The organism is Microbacterium sp. (genome assembly GCF_047605725.1).
Classification (GTDB): Bacteria; Actinomycetota; Actinomycetes; order Actinomycetales; family Microbacteriaceae; genus Microbacterium.
This window is the reverse complement of sequence record NZ_JASGFE010000006.1, coordinates 24,984-41,654: the sequence shown is the minus strand read 5'-3', so window position 1 is coordinate 41,654 and position 16,671 is coordinate 24,984. Positions and strand designations below refer to the sequence as shown.

At 69.0% G+C, this 16,671-nt stretch carries 13 protein-coding genes and 1 CRISPR repeat array (1 of these 14 cut by a window edge); of the genes, 11 read left to right on the top strand and 2 right to left on the bottom strand.

Going from position 1 to position 16,671, the window contains the following annotated elements; translation table 11 throughout:
- A CRISPR array of direct repeats spans window positions 1-1,598; the repeat unit is 28 nt; unit sequence GTGCTCCCCGCCCCCGCGGGGATGATCC; it reaches 7,064 nt to the left of the window's first position.
- A gap of 508 nt (window positions 1,599-2,106) precedes the next feature.
- Together QM641_RS02450 and QM641_RS02445 are read right to left on the bottom strand one after the other, a co-directional pair.
- Complete coding sequence (locus QM641_RS02450; protein WP_415113087.1) at window positions 2,107-2,547, bottom strand: hypothetical protein; 441 nt, start codon at window positions 2,545-2,547, stop codon at window positions 2,107-2,109.
- Complete coding sequence (locus QM641_RS02445; protein WP_415113085.1) at window positions 2,540-2,971, bottom strand: hypothetical protein; 432 nt, start codon at window positions 2,969-2,971, stop codon at window positions 2,540-2,542. The genes QM641_RS02450 and QM641_RS02445 overlap by 8 nt, the downstream gene beginning before the upstream one ends.
- 231 nt (window positions 2,972-3,202) lie before the next feature.
- Here QM641_RS02445 and cas3 point away from each other — a divergent pair, with 231 nt between their 5' ends.
- The 11 genes from cas3 to QM641_RS02390 all read left to right on the top strand — a co-directional run bounded on the left by cas3 (window position 3,203) and on the right by QM641_RS02390 (window position 16,577).
- Window positions 3,203-6,112, top strand: coding sequence for a CRISPR-associated helicase Cas3' (cas3, locus tag QM641_RS02440; RefSeq protein WP_415113083.1), 2,910 nt, complete (start codon window positions 3,203-3,205; stop codon window positions 6,110-6,112).
- Entirely contained in the window at window positions 6,109-7,734 is a 1,626-nt protein-coding gene (gene casA / locus QM641_RS02435; RefSeq protein ID WP_415113081.1) for a type I-E CRISPR-associated protein Cse1/CasA, read from the top strand. Before cas3 ends, casA begins: the two co-directional genes overlap by 4 nt.
- 38 nt (window positions 7,735-7,772) lie before the next feature.
- Window positions 7,773-8,417 carry a type I-E CRISPR-associated protein Cse2/CasB gene (casB, locus tag QM641_RS02430; protein ID WP_415113079.1) on the top strand — a complete coding sequence of 215 codons (645 nt, stop codon included), beginning with the start codon at window positions 7,773-7,775 and terminating at the stop codon, window positions 8,415-8,417.
- Window positions 8,418-8,438: 21 nt separating this feature from the next.
- A complete protein-coding gene (gene cas7e / locus QM641_RS02425) occupies window positions 8,439-9,581 on the top strand; it encodes a type I-E CRISPR-associated protein Cas7/Cse4/CasC (protein ID WP_415113077.1) in 1,143 nt (380 codons plus the stop codon).
- Complete coding sequence (gene cas5e / locus QM641_RS02420) at window positions 9,578-10,366, top strand: type I-E CRISPR-associated protein Cas5/CasD (protein ID WP_415113075.1); 789 nt, start codon at window positions 9,578-9,580, stop codon at window positions 10,364-10,366. The genes cas7e and cas5e overlap by 4 nt, the downstream gene beginning before the upstream one ends.
- A gap of 1 nt (window position 10,367) precedes the next feature.
- Window positions 10,368-11,033 carry a type I-E CRISPR-associated protein Cas6/Cse3/CasE gene (cas6e, locus tag QM641_RS02415; protein ID WP_415113073.1) on the top strand — a complete coding sequence of 222 codons (666 nt, stop codon included), beginning with the start codon at window positions 10,368-10,370 and terminating at the stop codon, window positions 11,031-11,033.
- 13 nt (window positions 11,034-11,046) lie between these two features.
- Window positions 11,047-12,000 (top strand): type I-E CRISPR-associated endonuclease Cas1e, encoded by a 954-nt coding sequence (cas1e, locus tag QM641_RS02410; protein WP_415113071.1) that lies wholly within the window; start codon window positions 11,047-11,049, stop codon window positions 11,998-12,000.
- On the top strand, window positions 11,994-12,356 hold the full coding sequence (cas2e, locus tag QM641_RS02405; RefSeq protein ID WP_415113069.1) for a type I-E CRISPR-associated endoribonuclease Cas2e: 363 nt from the start codon (window positions 11,994-11,996) through the stop codon (window positions 12,354-12,356). Before cas1e ends, cas2e begins: the two co-directional genes overlap by 7 nt.
- A 44-nt stretch (window positions 12,357-12,400) precedes the next feature.
- The gene (gene purL, locus QM641_RS02400; RefSeq protein WP_415113067.1) at window positions 12,401-14,833 is read left to right on the top strand and encodes a phosphoribosylformylglycinamidine synthase subunit PurL; all 2,433 of its coding nucleotides are present in this window, start codon (window positions 12,401-12,403) and stop codon (window positions 14,831-14,833) included.
- Window positions 14,834-15,228: 395 nt separating this feature from the next.
- A complete protein-coding gene (locus tag QM641_RS02395) occupies window positions 15,229-15,363 on the top strand; it encodes a hypothetical protein (protein WP_415113065.1) in 135 nt (44 codons plus the stop codon).
- Window positions 15,364-15,407: 44 nt separating this feature from the next.
- Window positions 15,408-16,577 carry a hypothetical protein gene (locus tag QM641_RS02390; RefSeq protein ID WP_415113063.1) on the top strand — a complete coding sequence of 390 codons (1,170 nt, stop codon included), beginning with the start codon at window positions 15,408-15,410 and terminating at the stop codon, window positions 16,575-16,577.
- The last annotated feature ends 94 nt before the right edge of the window (window positions 16,578-16,671 follow it).

Genomic DNA, 16,671 nt, shown 5'->3' with positions numbered 1-16,671 from the left:
ATGATCCGGACCACTGGTAGGAGGCGACGGTGCCGTCCGTGTGCTCCCCGCCCCCGCGGGGATGATCCCAGAAGTTCGTCCATGCTCGGACGCAGGCGGCGGTGCTCCCCGCCCCCGCGGGGATGATCCGCAACGGGCGTGGTGGTTGGGGGTGCTCTCAGGGTGCTCCCCGCCCCCGCGGGGATGATCCGCCCCAAGACGGGGGAGCGAGTCGTGCTGAACGGTGCTCCCCGCCCCCGCGGGGATGATCCCAGCCGACAGAGCCTTTCGCTGCGCCTTCACCGGTGCTCCCCGCCCCCGCGGGGATGATCCCCCGGGAGGGGGATTTGATGCCGAGGAGGTTCTGTGCTCCCCGCCCCCGCGGGGATGATCCGTCCCCCATGACGATCAACCCGCCCACCGTTCCGTGCTCCCCGCCCCCGCGGGGATGATCCCCGAAGGGATCGAGAGATGGACGTCACCAGCCTGTGCTCCCCGCCCCCGCGGGGATGATCCCGCCGACGATCTCACCACAGTCGGCCAGCAGACGTGCTCCCCGCCCCCGCGGGGATGATCCCACGGGGGACGTCGCCTCCGCGGGGAGCACGTAGTGCTCCCCGCCCCCGCGGGGATGATCCGTGCCCACTACGGGTGGATCGGGATCTCAATCGGTGCTCCCCGCCCCCGCGGGGATGATCCGGTGTACTCGTAGTCGATGCGGATGCCGCCGCCGGGGTGCTCCCCGCCCCCGCGGGGATGATCCGGATCGGGGCCGCATCGCCCTGGTCGCCCCCGGGTGCTCCCCGCCCCCGCGGGGATGATCCCGACATTCCCCGTACTCGTGAAGATCTCGACCGGTGCTCCCCGCCCCCGCGGGGATGATCCCTCCGGCGAGGCGATCTTCTCGTCGGCCATGCCGTGCTCCCCGCCCCCGCGGGGATGATCCCGGCGCGACGATCGACACCCGTGAGGTCCAGTACGTGCTCCCCGCCCCCGCGGGGATGATCCGGCCCGGGCACAACAACTCAGAGAGGGACAGCAAGTGCTCCCCGCCCCCGCGGGGATGATCCCTGGTACGTCCCGTCCACCTGAGCGCGGATGCCGTGCTCCCCGCCCCCGCGGGGATGATCCCCCGATCGACAGCTGGGTGACGACACCGTCGCGGTGCTCCCCGCCCCCGCGGGGATGATCCCCCCGTCGAACGCCTCGATCCTTTTGGCAGCGCGTGCTCCCCGCCCCCGCGGGGATGATCCCGGGACCGTCAACCTCACCACATCCAGCAGCGTGTGCTCCCCGCCCCCGCGGGGATGATCCGGCCGGGGACAGCGGATGGGAGTTCCTCACACCGTGCTCCCCGCCCCCGCGGGGATGATCCACAGCACGGCGGGCGACACAACATCCTGAGTTCGTGCTCCCCGCCCCCGCGGGGATGATCCGGACCTGTCGAGGTCGAGGCGCACCGGGCCGGTGTGCTCCCCGCCCCCGCGGGGATGATCCGCTGGGATCCTCGTTGCGGCGTTGCCGCCCGGTGTGCTCCCCGCCCCCGCGGGGATGATCCGCTGACGGGGCCGATGAGACTCATGCGTAGTGCGTGCTCCCCGCCCCCGCGGGGATGATCCCCGTCCTCCAGCTCAGGGGTCACGCGGCGCAGGGTGCTCCCCGCCCCGCGGGGATGATCCGTAATGCATTCTGGAAAGTAACGCTTTCCCCCGGTGCTCCCCGCCCCCGCGGGGATGATCCGCCGTGAATCTCCGCGGAAAATCCCGGGTTTCCGTGCTCCCCGCCCCCGCGGGGATGATCCCTCGTCGAGTGTCCGAGTCCTGGCGACCGTCCTGTGCTCCCCGCCCCCGCGGGGATGATCCCCCATTCGACCGGGAAGCCGAGCCGGTCGGTGCGTGCTCCCCGCCCCCGCGGGGATGATGCGACCTGGGACCACGGCGGCCACGGGGCCGGTCGGGACCGCGCCAGGCGGCGGCGAAAATCTCCCCCCGCCTGTTCATCGCCGCGACAGAGGGGAGGATGTCTCCCAAAGCTTGGGCTCCCCACCCATCCAACGGAGCAGCATCACTACGATTCGCACCAGACCCCCGTTCGGACGCGAACGACCGCCTTCGTCAACAGTTGTGCTCAGGATCCGGACAACGACATCTCTCTCGGCCGACCCACAATCGCGACTTCATCGTCATTCAAACGCGAGGGGATGCGGACGCCGTTGGGACGGGTGCGGAGGTAATCCAAGAACATCCCGACGTTCGCGGCGGCACTGGGGCGACCTTCTGCGCTCGCGAAGTCCTCTGCGGCATCCGGATCGATAGCACCCGCGACATCGATGATCGCAGTACGCGAGTGTCCCCCCGGTAGGCGCACGAAGACATTCGCGTAGCCGCCCACGTTTCGAACACGGGCAAGCAGCACGCTAAGGCGCTCTTCGGCGAGAGCGACCACGACCGGTGACTCCCCGTCATCATTCACGACCGGCAGCGTGGACGACGACAGTCCTCCGATCGCAAGCTCAAGATTGATCTCGCGACTGAACTCGTCTAGTTCGTCACGCAGAACGTCACTCATCGTCACTCCTTCCCGTGTCTCGAATCATACGGCTGATCTGGGCAAGGCGCTCGTAGGCAACCGTGAACGCAGTTCGCATGTCACCGGCGTCGTTCAACAGCATCAGCACCTCGTGACGATCGAGATCCTCCGGTGGGTGCAAATGGCAGGTACCACCCGTGCAATCGACCCGTGCGACGATCGTCCATCGATTCACATCCGCGATCTCGACACTCAGCGCGAAGTCTGCCAACACTGAGCCCTTGCGCCAGGTCCTGAAGTAGATGCGGATCGTATCGGCATCGTCGATGGACTGGAACCAGGTCTTGGCTCGGCACTCACCCCGAGGCGGGGGCTGGTAAGAACCATGCGTCAACAGCGCTCGTTCAACTTCACGCTGGGCCCGCTTCTCATCTCGACGCGGCTGCTGATCTCGTCGAACCATGACGCCTCCGACTCCTCGCTTTCTTACGTAGGATCGTGATGCCCCGCGTCCGCAGGGATGATCCCGTTGGCTCTAGACGGGTCGAAGTGCTCCCTGCCTATGCAGGGATGGAAGAAGGATAGCTGTACTCTCACGCGATCACTAACGTTGGTTCTTGGCGGGTTTTTAGGGATTGACGTCAGAACTAGGCTGTCCTACGCTTCTACAAGTACCCACCGACGGGCCACACTCATGCTCTCCGAACCCACCGACACCAGCGACGATGCCGGCCTCAGCGCCGCGGTGCGGCATGCGTGGGCGAAGAGCCGCGTCGATCCGACGAATCCAGGGCCACCGATCGAGTGGCTTCCTCTCCCTCAGCACCTCGCAGACACAGCCGAGGTCGCCGGCAGACTGTGGGATCACTGGGCGACCCCGTCGGTGAAGTCGCTCATCGTCCAGAGCGTGGGCGGCGACGATCTCGCCGCGCGGGCACTGTACGTCTGGCTCGCGAGCGTCCATGACGTGGGCAAGCTCAGCCCCGCGTTCGCGGTGCAGGTCGAGACCCTCGCCCAGACGATGCACGAGCATGGCCTGCGCAGTGACTCGACACTCGCGGGCACGGAGGAGCGCCGGCAAGCGCGCCACGAACTCGTCAGCCACATCACCGTCGCTGACTGGCTCGAGACCGCTCGCGGCTTCGACTTCGAACGCGCGAAGCGCCTGGCGAGCGTCCTCGCCGCCCACCACGGCATGCCCGCAGGCACCGAGCAGATCCGGGCGGCACGACCGCAACAGCGCCTGCTCGGCGACCAGGCGTGGAGCGACGCCCGCGTCGAGGTGCTCGAGTGGGCCACGCAACGCTACGCCGATGACACACAGCTCGCCATATGGCGGTCAGCCGAAATCCCGCAACCGACCCTCGTTCTACTGTCAGCGCTGGTGATCGTTGCTGACTGGATCGCCAGCAGCGACCACTTCCCGCTTGCACCCATCGGTGGGTTGCCCACGGAGACAGCCGCTGTCCGAGCTGCTCGGGCCTGGCTCGAGCTCGATCTGCCCTCCCCGTGGACGCCACGCCCGCCGAGAACAGATAGCGACCTGTTCGCGCGCCGTTTCGACCTTTCCGACGCACGCCCCGTCCAACGGGAGATGATGCGCCTCGCGCGCACGGTGGACGAGCCGTGCCTCCTCGTCCTCGAAGCGGAGATGGGAGTCGGCAAGACCGAGGCGGCGCTCGCCGCCGCCGAGATCCTCGCCCACCGTTTCGGTCTGGGCGGCATCTTCATCGGCCTGCCGACGCAGGCCACAGCCGACGGCATGTTCTCGCGCATGCTCTCATGGGCGGAGCGACTCGATCTCACGGTGCCGTCCAACGTCTTTCTCGCACGCAGCAAGGCTCAACTCAACGAGGACAACGCTCGCCTCTGGCGAGACGCCTACCGATCGATCGGCGACGACCAGCCGAGCGGACGCCGACAAGACAAGGTGGATGCCGGAGAGCTCGTCGTCGTGCACCGTTGGTTCGGCGATCCGAAACGCGGCCCGCTGTCGAACCTCGTCGCGGGCACGATCGACCAGGCGCTGCTCGGGGGCCTGCGCAACCGCCATCTGATGCTGCGCCATCTCGCCCTCGCGAGCAAGGTCGTGGTGCTCGACGAAGTGCACGCGTACGACGCCTACATGGGCCGGTACCTCGCCCGAGTGCTGCACTGGCTCGGCGCCTATCGCGTACCCGTCATCATGCTGTCCGCCACCCTCCCGGCGTCGAGCAGGCGCGCGTTCGTCCGGGCCTACGACGAGGGTCGCCGTGTCGGCCTCGTAGCCGGGCCATTCACAGCCGGCCGCGACAAGACTCGAGAGCGAGAGGCACCATCCGACATTCTCGACGGCGACATCGGATACCCGTCGATCGTCGTCTCCGGCGGTGCCAGTCCACCGCAGATCGTCCGAGCCGAGAGCGCGAGCGCGCCGAAGAAGATCCGCGTCGAGCGGCTGCCCGACGACGATGCCAGCCTCGTCACACTCCTGCGCTCCGCACTGCGCGACGGCGGCAACGCCGCGGTAATCCGCAACACGGTCACTCGTGTGCAGGAGACCGCCGCGCTCCTGACCGCGGCCTTCCCCGGCATCCCCGTCACGATCGCCCACGCACGATACCTCGCCGCCTGCCGTGCCGCGAAGGATGCGCAGCTGCTCAAGCTGTTCGGCAGAAGCGGCGATCGACCCGACGCGCACATCGTCGTGGCATCCCAGGTCATCGAGCAGTCCCTCGACCTCGACTTCGATCTGCTCATCACCGACCTCGCCCCGGTCGACCTCCTGCTGCAGCGCGCGGGCCGGCTCCATCGGCATGGGGGCCGCGAGCGGCCGGCACCGCTACGGGCGCCTCGCCTCGTCATCGCTGGCGCGGACTGGGCCGTGAGTCCTCCCGACCCGGTGAAGGGCAGCAAGTGGGTGTACTCGCCCCACATCCTGCTGCGCACGCTCGCCGCGCTGGAGGGGCGCACCGAGATCATCGTGCCGGACGACCTTCCGCCGCTCGTGCAGGCCGTATACGGCGAGGAAGAGCTTGGACCCGACTCGTGGCACACGGCCTTCGACGAGACGAAGCGCGCCTTCGAGGAGGAGCGCCGAGACAAGGAGCACCGGGCCAGCGCGTTCCTGCAGAGCGAAGTGAGGCACGCGCGGCTCGCGAGCCTGCTGGGGTGGCTGGATGCCGCGGCCGGCGACCCCACGCAGGAACGCCGCGCGCTCGCCACAGTGCGGGACGGCGACGACAGCCTCGAGGTGCTCGTGCTGCAGCGCGACGAGGAGGGGATCCTCAGAACGCCGTCATGGTTGCCTGACGGCGGCGGTCGGCAGATCCCCGCCAACGAGCGGCCGAGCCCCTGGCTGGCGCGCACGATCCTCGGCAGTTCATTGCGACTTCCCGCCGGGATGAACCGGGGCTCGCTCATCGACCGGATCATCGAGGAACTCGAACTCGCGTTCCGCCGCCAACCCGAGCTGGCGCACTGGCACTCGAGCCCCGCGCTGAGGGGCGAACTCGTGGTCGTCTTCGACACGAACGGTCACGCGACGCTCGGTCCGTTCGATCTGCGATATACCGATGTCGGGGGTATGGAGTATTCCTGGATCACCAGGGAGGGGGACTCATGACTGTTGCCGCGAACGACAGCTTCGATCTGCTGGAGAAGGGTTGGATTCCGGCACGGCTCCACGGCGGAACGACAGACGAGCTCTCGATCCGAGAGGTCTTCCATCGCGCGCGAGACATCCGCGAGCTCGGCGGAGAGCTTCCCACCCAGACGTTCGCGATCATCCGTCTGCTGCTTGCGATCGTCTACCGCGCCGCCGGGAGCCCGGTGGACGCCGACCGGTGGGCGCTCTGGTGGGACGGCGGCCTCCCGCTCGACAACATCGACGGCTATCTCGACAGGTTCCACGATCGCTTCGACCTGCTGCATCCCGATCGGCCGTTCTTCCAAGTCGCCGACCTGGCGACAGCGCGCGGTGAGGTGAAGGATGTCGCACCTCTCATCTTCGACCTGCCGAGCAACAACCGCCTCTTCACGAATCGAGCGGGAGAAGGTGCGACGCGTCTGTCCTATGCCGAGGCCGCGCGATGGGTGGTCAACGCACAGGCATTCGATCCCTCGGGCATCAAATCCGGTGCCATCGGCGACCCACGCGTCAAGAACGGCAAGGGCTACCCGATCGGCCTTGCGTGGACGGGGCTGCTCGGCGGCGTCCTGAACGAGGGCGACGACCTGCACGAGACACTTCTGCTGAACCTTGTCGGCGGCGACTCCGACCTCGCGTTCGACCTCGATGGAGACCTCCCGCCTTGGGAAGACGACGTCCCCGACAGCGCCGTCGAGCGCGGCATTCGCCCCTTGGGACCGGTCCGTCTCTTCACGTGGCAGTCGCGGCGGATCCGGCTGGTCTCTGACGGCTCTCACATCACCGGCTGCCTCATCGCGAACGGCGATGCCCTCACACCGCAGAATCTCTTCGCCTACGAACCGCATACAGCGTGGCGCTATAGCGAGCCTCAATCGAAGCGTGCGAGGGTCACGACGTACATGCCTCGCGAGCACCGTCCCGACCGCGCCTTCTGGCGCGGGATTTCCGCCCTGCTACCCGCAACGACCGAAACAGTCAAGGGCATCGATCTTGCCCGCAGCCCCGCGAACGTCCGCTGGGTAGGGTTCCTCCAAGAAGAGCGCCTCCTGAACCCCCGCAAACGCATTCGGCTACGTGCGATCGGCGTGGTCTACGGCAGCAACAACTCCGTAGTCGACGACATTGTCGATGACCGGCTCACCGTATCGCTCGCGCTGCTGAGCGAGCAGCATCCCGTGATCGCCGCCGAGGCCGAGAACGCCGTCCGCCTCGCCGAGGAGGGGATTCGGGCGCTGCGCCGACTCGCCGAGAACCTCGCGAAAGCAGCCGGGGGAGATGGGGAAGGCCCACGCGCGCGGGCCGAGGAAAGGGCATACGCGCGACTCGACGGCGAGTATCGCACGTGGCTGGCTCGCTTGGATGCGGACAGCGACCCAGCTGCAGAGATCGCGACGTGGCGCGAGACGGCACGAACCGTCCTTCACGAACTAGGCGCGGCACTCGTGCGCGATGCGGGCCCGACGGCATGGGTCGGCCGCGAGCTCGCCGGTCACGGCGGCACCGAGCTCGTCAACACGTCACGTGCGGAGAGCTGGTTCCTCCGCGCCCTTCACAACACCTTCGGCTCCTCGACCGGAAAGGACCAGGCCGCATGACACCTCCAGAGACCACGGAGATCAGCCGCGGTGAACGCGTGCAGCGGTTCGTCGAGGAGCGCGTGTCGGCGCTCCAGAGGCTCTATCGAGCAAACAGTTCGGCGGGGGTTGCGGCCCTGGCGCGGCTCCGGCGCGGGGTCGGGAAGCAGCCCACCGATGATCTCGAGCTGTTCGGGCTGGCCGTCCCGGAGGATGACACGACGACGGCGCGGCTGCACGATCCTCAATGGCTTCTGCCCGACGACGAGACGACGGAGGAGGAGCGCGCCGCGTTCGCGGCGATCACGCTCTACGCGGTGCACCAGCAGTCGCGACGCGAAACGTCCCTCCACCGGGAGGGATACTCTTTCGGACGCTCCGCGCGCCTGCTCGGTAAGCACAGCAATGCGAGTAACGCCGTCCGAGCCCGCTTCGCGGCGGTGGGCACCGCGACCACCTGGGACGAGACTCTGTATCACGCACGGGGCCTCATACAGCAGTTCCGGCAGCACTCCATCCCTCTGGACTACGGCCGGTTCGCTCGCGACTTGTTCGATCTCCAGCACCCCTCACGCGCCGACCGCGTACGCCTGCGGTGGGGCCGCGACTTCTATCGCGTACGGCGGGTCGATGACGACGGTGACGACGCAAACCAGCCGAACGATGGGAATGCCCGCATCCCCGCATCCGACTACGAAGACTGACCGCACTTTCGAGGAGCAATCATGACCCGGACCATCATCGACATCAACATCCTGCAGACGGTGCCCCCGTCGAACATCAACCGCGACGACACCGGCAGTCCGAAAACGGCCGTGTACGGCGGAGTGCGTCGCGCGCGCGTGTCGAGCCAGGCGTGGAAGCGCGCGACACGACGCGCCTTCGCCGACCTGCTCGACAAGGAGAACCTCGGCACACGTACCAAGCGCGTCGTGGAGCTGCTCGCCGACCGGGTCCGGGAGAAGGACGCCTCGATCTCAGCCGAGCGCGCCGAGGAACTTGCGGCGCTCACTTTCAAAGCGGCGGGTATCAAGCTGCAGGCGCCGAGGAAGTCCACGAAGGAGAACCCTCTGCCCGAGGAGTCCGGCTACCTGCTGTTCGTGAGCGCGCGCCAACTCGACCGCCTCGCCGAGATCGCGGTCGCCGCCCACTCGAGCGACGACGCGGATGCCTCCATCAAAGCAGCGGGAGTCAAGAAGAGCCTCGACCTTGACAACTCCGTCGACCTCGCGCTCTTCGGTCGCATGGTAGCTGACGCGAGCGACCTCAACGTCGACGCCGCAGCGCAGGTCGCGCACGCGATCAGCGTGCATCCCGTCGAGAACGAGTTCGACTACTTCACGGCCGTGGACGACCACAAGGACGCCGACGACGAGGAGGACGCCGGCGCGGGCATGATCGGAACCGTCGAATTCAACTCCTCCACCCTCTACCGCTATGCAACGGTCGACGTGAACCGCCTCCGCGACAACCTCGGCGACGACGAGGCGACTCGGCGCGCCGTCGAGGCGTTCGTGCAGGCGTTCTCGCGCAGCCTGCCGACCGGCAAGCAGAACACCTTCGCCAACCGCACGCTGCCGGACGCGATCGTCATCAGCGTGCGCGACGCGCAGCCGGTGAACCTGGCCGGAGCGTTCGAAGAGGCGATCACGACTTCCTCGGGACGCTTGAAGGCGGCTAGCGCGGCACTCGCGAGTCAGGCGACCTCGGTGGACGATGCCTTCGGCACGACGCCCGTCAAGACGTGGGTGATCAGGGTATCCGAAGCGACCGATGCGCTGGACGCGCTCGGCGACCGCACCTCGTTGGACGCGGCGGTGACCGCTCTCGGCTCGCTCGTGGCCGAGCGACTCGCGGAGCCCGCGTGAGCACTCTCCTCATCGAGCTGGCCGGCCCCCAGCAGGCGTGGGGCTCGCGCAGCCGCTTCGCCGTTCGCGCCACCGAGCTCGCGCCGACGCGCAGCGGCGTGATCGGGCTGATCGCCGCAGCACTCGGCTACGAGCGGACGGCCTCGCTCGAACGCTTCGCACCGCTACGCTTCGGCGTGCGCATCGATCAGCCCGGAACACTCGAACGTGACTTCCAGACGGCTCGCTCTCTGGACGGGTCGACCGCGTTCCCGCTCTCCCAGCGCTTTTATCTTGCCGATGCCGTCTTCCTCGCAGGACTCGAGTCCGATGACGAAAGCGAGCTTCGCGCCTTCCGGGACGCGCTCGCCAGGCCCTACTTCCCGCTGTTCCTCGGCAGGAGGGCCTTCCCACCCGCTGGTCCCCTGCGGACCGACATCGTCGCGGAGCCGCTCGAGGCAGCTCTCCGGAGCGCCGCCTGGCGGTCTCGTGCCCATCACCTGCGTCGGCTCCGGCGGGAACCATCCGTCTCGCTCCAGCTCGTGCTCGATGTGCGCCCGGGAGACCCGGCAGGCGAAAGCAGACGGGACGTGCCGGTGAGCTTCGACCCACGACGCCGCGAGTACGGGTGGCGAGACCTCCGCATCGAGACGGTCACGATCGCCAACCCGCTCGCGGTGCCGGAAGGCCGGGACGACGATCCTGAGATCTCGGGCGCACCGCGGGTCGCCGCGACCACCTCCCGGCTGCTCGGCTCTCCCACCGATCACGATCCTGAGACGCTGCTGTCCGACGAGGAGGTCTGACGTGTACCTGAGCACCTTCACGTTCAATCCCCAGCGCCGCGGAGCGCAGAGGCTCCTCGGCTCACCGCACGCACTGCATGCGGCGGTGCTCGCGGGGTTCCCCGATCCTTCGCCCACCGCGACCGGACGCGTGTTGTGGCGGCTTGACAAGGACGCGCACACGCCCAAGCTCGTCGTCGTGAGCCCGACAGCACCCGATCTCACTCACCTGGCCGAACAGGCCGGATGGCCGACTCTCGAGGACTCCTGGCGGGTAAAGCCGTATCAGCCGCTGCTCGATCGCATCGAGAACGGTCATCGCTACGCCTTCCGACTGACGGCGAACCCCACACACGCCGTGCGCGACGGCGGGACGGGGCGAGGCAAGCCCCGTGGCCACCTCACGGTCGCTCAGCAGGAGAAGTGGCTGCTCGATCGCCAGGAGCGTGCCGGCTTCCGCATCAACGATCGGAGCGATGAGGATGACCGTATCCACCACGACCTCGTCGTGCGCGACCGGAAGCTGCTCGCTTTCCGGCGCCGCGAAACGGAGGTCATCCTTCGCGTTGTGACCTATGAGGGCACCATCGCCATCACCGATCGTGACGCGTTCGTCCACACGCTCTGCCACGGCATCGGTCGCGCGAAGGGCTACGGATGCGGCCTCCTGACCATCGCACCGGCTTGATGAGGTGAGCGTCATGACGATCCCCGGCGCACGCCCGCCCGACCTGCCCGACCTCGTCCGCGCACAGGATCGGATGACGTTCATCTACCTGGAGAAGTGCCGTATCCACCGCGACGCGAACGCGATCACAGCCACCGACGAACGCGGCGTCGTGCACATCCCGGCGGCCTCCCTCGGTGCGCTCCTCCTTGGGCCTGGCACGACTGTGACGCAGCAGGCGATGGTGCTTATGGCCGAGAGCGGATCGACCGTCGTCTGGGTCGGGGAGGAGGGCGTGCGCTACTACGCACACGGCAGGTCGCTCGCGCACAGCTCCCGGCTGCTCGAGGCGCAGGCCCAGCTCATGACGAACCAGAGCAGCAGACTGCGGGTCGCGCGGGAGATGTACGCGATGCGATTCCCGGGGGAGGACACGTCCGGCCTGACGATGCAGCAGCTTCGCGGACGCGAAGGCGCCAGGATCCGCCGCGCCTACCGTGAGCACTCGAGACGGACCGGCGTGCCGTGGAGTCGCCGCGACTACGAAGTCGAGGACTTCGCTGCCAGCGATCCTGTCAACCAAGCACTGTCCGCTGCCAACACGAGCCTCTACGGCGTCGTGCATTCGGTCATCGTCGCTCTCGGATGCTCGCCGGGGCTGGGCTTCGTCCACACCGGCCATGTCCGCTCGTTCGTGTACGACATCGCGGACCTCTACAAGGCAGAGCTCACCATCCCGCTCGCATTCGACCTCGCAGTCGAGGAGCCCTTCGACATCGGTGCCGCAGCGCGCCGCGCACTCCGCGACCGATTCCACGGCGGCGCGTTCCTGGACCGCTGCGTGCGCGACGTCCGGCATCTTCTGCTCCCCGAAGACGACGATGACTCATTCGATGCCCGCCTCGGTGAGAACGTCGTGCAGCTCTGGGACGGGTCACGGCGAGCTGTCGCCGGCGGCACCGGCTACGGCGAGGACACGCCGTGGTAGTGCTCGTGCTGTCAGCCTGCCCCGCGGGCCTGCGCGGGTATCTCACGCGATGGCTGCTGGAGATCTCGGCGGGCGTGTTCGTCGGCGCTGTCTCCAAGCGTGTCCGAGAGCTGATGTGGAAGCGCACGGTGCAGATGGTGCGCACTGGCCGAGCGATCATGGTGTTCTCCGCCCGCAACGAGCAGCGGCTGTCGTTCCTCGTCCACGGCCATCACTGGGAACCGATCGACGTCGACGGCATCACCCTCATGCTGCGCCCGACTCCCCGCGACAAGTCGATCACGCCGCACGAGCCCAGCTCTGGTTCGGCGCCGGCGACGGGCTGGAGCAAGGCTGCACGTCGGCGGAAACGATAGATCTGCGGAAAGCGTACGGACTCAGCGCAGCGACACACAGGCGGATGCCGTGTCCGACCACGCAACTAGACTTGTCCCGTCCGGCATCCCCGATCTTGGAGCACAGCCGCGTGACCACCCTCCAGCCAGCGACCACGGCCGCGCGTCCCGTCGCCGACACGATCGACAACGCGCTCGCAACGCCCGAGAAGGAGCAGCCGTACGGCGCGCTCGGCCTCAAGCCCGACGAGTACGAGCAGATCAAGACGATCCTCGGCCGGCGCCCCACGAGCGGCGAGCTGGCCATGTACTCGGTCATGTGGAGCGAGCACTGCTCCTACAAGTCGAGCAAGATCTACCTCCGCCGCTTCGGCGAGAAGGTGTCCGACGAGATGAAGACCCGGCTTATGGTCGGCATGGGCCAGAACGCGGGCGTCGTCGACGTCGGCGAGGGCTGGGCGGTCACCTTCAAGGTCGAGTCGCACAATCACCCCTCCTACATCGAGCCGTTCCAGGGTGCCGCGACCGGTGTCGGCGGCATCGTGCGCGACATCATCTCGATGGGCGCCCGCCCGGTCGCCGTGATGGACCAGCTGCGCTTCGGCGCCATCGACCACCCCGACACGGCGCGCGTCGTGCACGGCGTGGTGAGCGGCATCTCGTTCTACGGCAACTGCCTGGGCCTTCCGAACATCGGCGGCGAGACCGTGTTCGACGCGGTCTACCAGGGCAACCCCCTCGTCAACGCTCTCGCGGTCGGCGTGCTCCGCCACGAGGACCTCACGCTCGCCAACGCGTCCGGCACCGGCAACAAGGTCGTCCTGTTCGGTGCGCGCACGGGCGGCGACGGCATCGGCGGCGCCAGCATCCTGGCATCCGACTCCTTCGACAGCACCGGTCCCACCAAGCGTCCGGCGGTGCAGGTCGGCGACCCGTTCGCCGAGAAGGTGCTCATCGAGTGCTGCCTCGAGCTCTACCGCGACGAGCTGGTCGAGGCGATCCAGGACCTGGGAGCGGCGGGCATCTCGTGCGCGACCAGCGAGCTGGCCGCCAACGGCGGGTCGGGCATGCGCGTGGATCTGGAGAAGGTGCTGCTGCGCGACCCCACGCTCACGCCCGAGGAGATCCTCATGAGCGAGAGCCAGGAGCGCATGATGGCCATCGTCGCTCCGGGCAAGCTCGACGACTTCCTCGCCGTCACCGAGAAGTGGGATGTCGAGACGAGCGTCCTCGGCGAGGTCACCGGCGACGGGCGCCTGCAGATCTTCTGGCACGGCGAGCAGATCGTCGACGTCGACCCCTCCACGGTGGCCGTCGACGGCCCCGTCTACGAGCGCCCCGTCGCCTACCCGACCTGGATCGACGCGCTCCGCGACGACTCCGCCACGGCCCTCCCCCGCACCGACGACCCCGAGACGCTGCGCGTGCAGTTCGCGCAGCTGCTGTCGAGCGCGAACCTCGCCGACACCTCGTGGATCACCAACCAGTACGACTACTACGTGATGGGCAACACGGCCCTGTCGTTCCCCGACGACGCCGGCATGATCCGGGTCGACGAGACCTCCGGCCTGGGCTTTGCGATCGCGACCGACTGCAACGGCCGCTACTGCCAGCTCGACCCCTACCAGGGCGCGAAGCTCGCCCTCGCCGAGGCGTACCGCAACGTCGTCGTCACCGGCGCCGAACCGACCGCGGTCACCGACTGCCTCAACTTCGGCAGCCCCGAGAATCCCGAGGTCATGTGGCAGTTCGAGCAGGCCGTGGACGGCCTCGCCGACGGATGCCTCGAACTCGGCATCCCGGTCACGGGCGGCAACGTCAGCTTCTACAACCAGACCGGCGACACCCCCATCTTCCCGACCCCGGTGGTCGGCGTGCTCGGGATCATCGACGACGTCGCCCGGCGCATCCCGTCGGGGTGGCAGGATGCCGGCGAGAACATCTACCTGCTCGGCGTCACCGCGCCCGAACTCAGCGGATCGGCCTGGGCCGGCACCGTGCACGGCCACCTCGGCGGACGCCCGCCCGCGGTCGACCTCGCGAACGAGAAGCGGCTCGCGCGGCTGATCCACGCGGCATCCCAGCAGTCGCTCGTCTCCAGCGCCCACGACCTCTCCGCCGGCGGACTCGGCCAGGCCCTCGCCGAGGGCGTGCTGCGCTTCGGCGTCGGCGCGCGCGTGTGGCTGCGCGAGATCATGGAGCGCGACGGGGTGGATGCCGCGACCGCCCTGTTCAGCGAGTCCACCGGCCGCGTGATCGTGACCGTGCCGCGCGAGGACGACGTGAAGTTCCGGGGCCTGTGCGAAGGACGCGGCTACCCGGTGCTGCGCATCGGCGTCACCGATCTGCCCGCGCACGAGGAACCGGCGCTGGAGGTGCAGGACGTGTTCACGATGCCGCTGTCAGAGCTGCGGGCGCTGTCGACGGGCACCCTGCCGGCCGTGTTCGGCGCGACGGTGGCCGAGCCGGCCGGGCATCCCGATAGCCTGCCCACCTGACACATCCTGCCGCCAACGCGCCCCGGCGCGGCCAGGTGCGCCCACCGAAGGCCAGACGGCACCCGCACCCCGCATTCACCTGACGCATCCTGCCGCCAGTGCGCCCCGACGCGACCATATGCGCCCACCGAAGGCCAGACGGCATCCGCACCCCGCATTCACCTGACGCACTCTGCCGCCCACGCGCCCCGACGCGACCATATGCGCCCACCGAAGTCGACAGACAGCCAGGCCTCCACGCTCGGGTGGGCGCAACCTGCCGCCGACTCGCGCCATGACGGCGAGACGCGCCCACCCAGGCGCGAGCCCATCCGGCGACCAGAGGCGCCGACTGAAGCGGGATGCCGTGGGCACCGGCCTCCGGCCGGCGCTGCAGCCCGCCATAGGATGGGACCGTGACCGACCAGGACGAGTACGCCGACTTCGCCGAAACGCGCACACGTCGCACGAAGGTCGTGGCGTGGATCGTGATCGCGGCGCTGATCCTCATGGGCGGCGGTGCCACGGTGCTCTCGCTGCTGTTCGGCTGAGCTTCACGCTGCCGGCTGCCGGCGCGGACAGGTACGATGACGCCGTGGATCCGCTCTGGGCAGCACTGGCCGAGTGGTGGTGGATCGGGCCGGCGGCGATCGGCACGGGAACGCTCGGCGTCATCGGCCTGCGCCGCCTCGGCGGCGGGCGACGCGCCCGTCGGCTCGGCTACGACGCTGCCAGGCATGCGCTGCGCAGCTCGCACACCGAGGCCGTGGCCGCGCGCAACGCGGTGCGTATCGCGCGCGCGGAGCTGACCCGCGCGCAGGCCGAACGCGCGGCATCCCGCGCCACGCCCGCCGACGTCGCCGCGGCGCGCCGGCGCCTGCAAACCGCGCAGCACGACGCGAAGGCCGCGACGGCGAGCACGCGGGTCTGGCGCACACGCGTGACCGCGGAGCGCCAGTCGCTTCCCCGCGGCGGCGACCCGTCCGCCCTTCCGCTCGCTCGGATGCTGGCGATCCACGATGCGGTCACCGCACGCTGGCTGGAGTACGAGACCGATCCCGCGAAGCTCATCGCGTTCCCGACCATGAGCGACGCGCGCGTGCCGACCGTGGCCGCCTACCTCACCGCCTATCGGGAGGCGCAGCGGCTGCGTCCGGCCTCTGCGACGGAGCGGATCAGCCCGGCCCGGTTCGCACAGTACCGGGAGTCGGTGTCGCGCCTGGAGACCGCGTTCGTCGCAGCCGAGCAGGAGGCGTGGCGGCAGGCCCGCGCCACCGGCTCCGTGGCGCCAGACCCGGCCGACCGCTCCGGGGCGCCGTGGACCACCGTCGCCCAGACCATCGTGTCGCGGTCGGCCGCCGCGATCGCGCGCGCGACGGAGAGCACGGCCGCGCGATACGGCGCGGCCGCCGAGCACAGCGCGCCCGCCGGACGCGGCGCGGCCGCCGGACGCAGCACCTCCGCAGGATCCGACAGCACGTCGAACCGCCGCGCGCCCACCCGGATGGAGTCCTCGACCCGCGCACCGTCCCGAAACCCGGAGCCGACTTCCGCCGAAGCAGCGGCGTCGGCCGGTCACGGTGACGCCGTGCACGGGCCGGCCGCGTCGGCCCTCGGAGCCGCGCCCGGCCCCGATGCCGCGCCCGACCCCGATGCTCGGGCCGGCCCCACACCGACGGCCAGCCCCACACCGACGGCCGGCCCGACACCTTCGACCGAACCCTGGCCGGTGCCAGCGCGTACGGACCGGCGCGGGCGCCCCTGAGCCCCGTCCCGCGAGTCGAACCCGGCGAGGCTCGACCGCAATGCGTCCCGCTTACAGGCTGGATGTGACGGGCCGTCTCGCGCTCCCGCGTGAT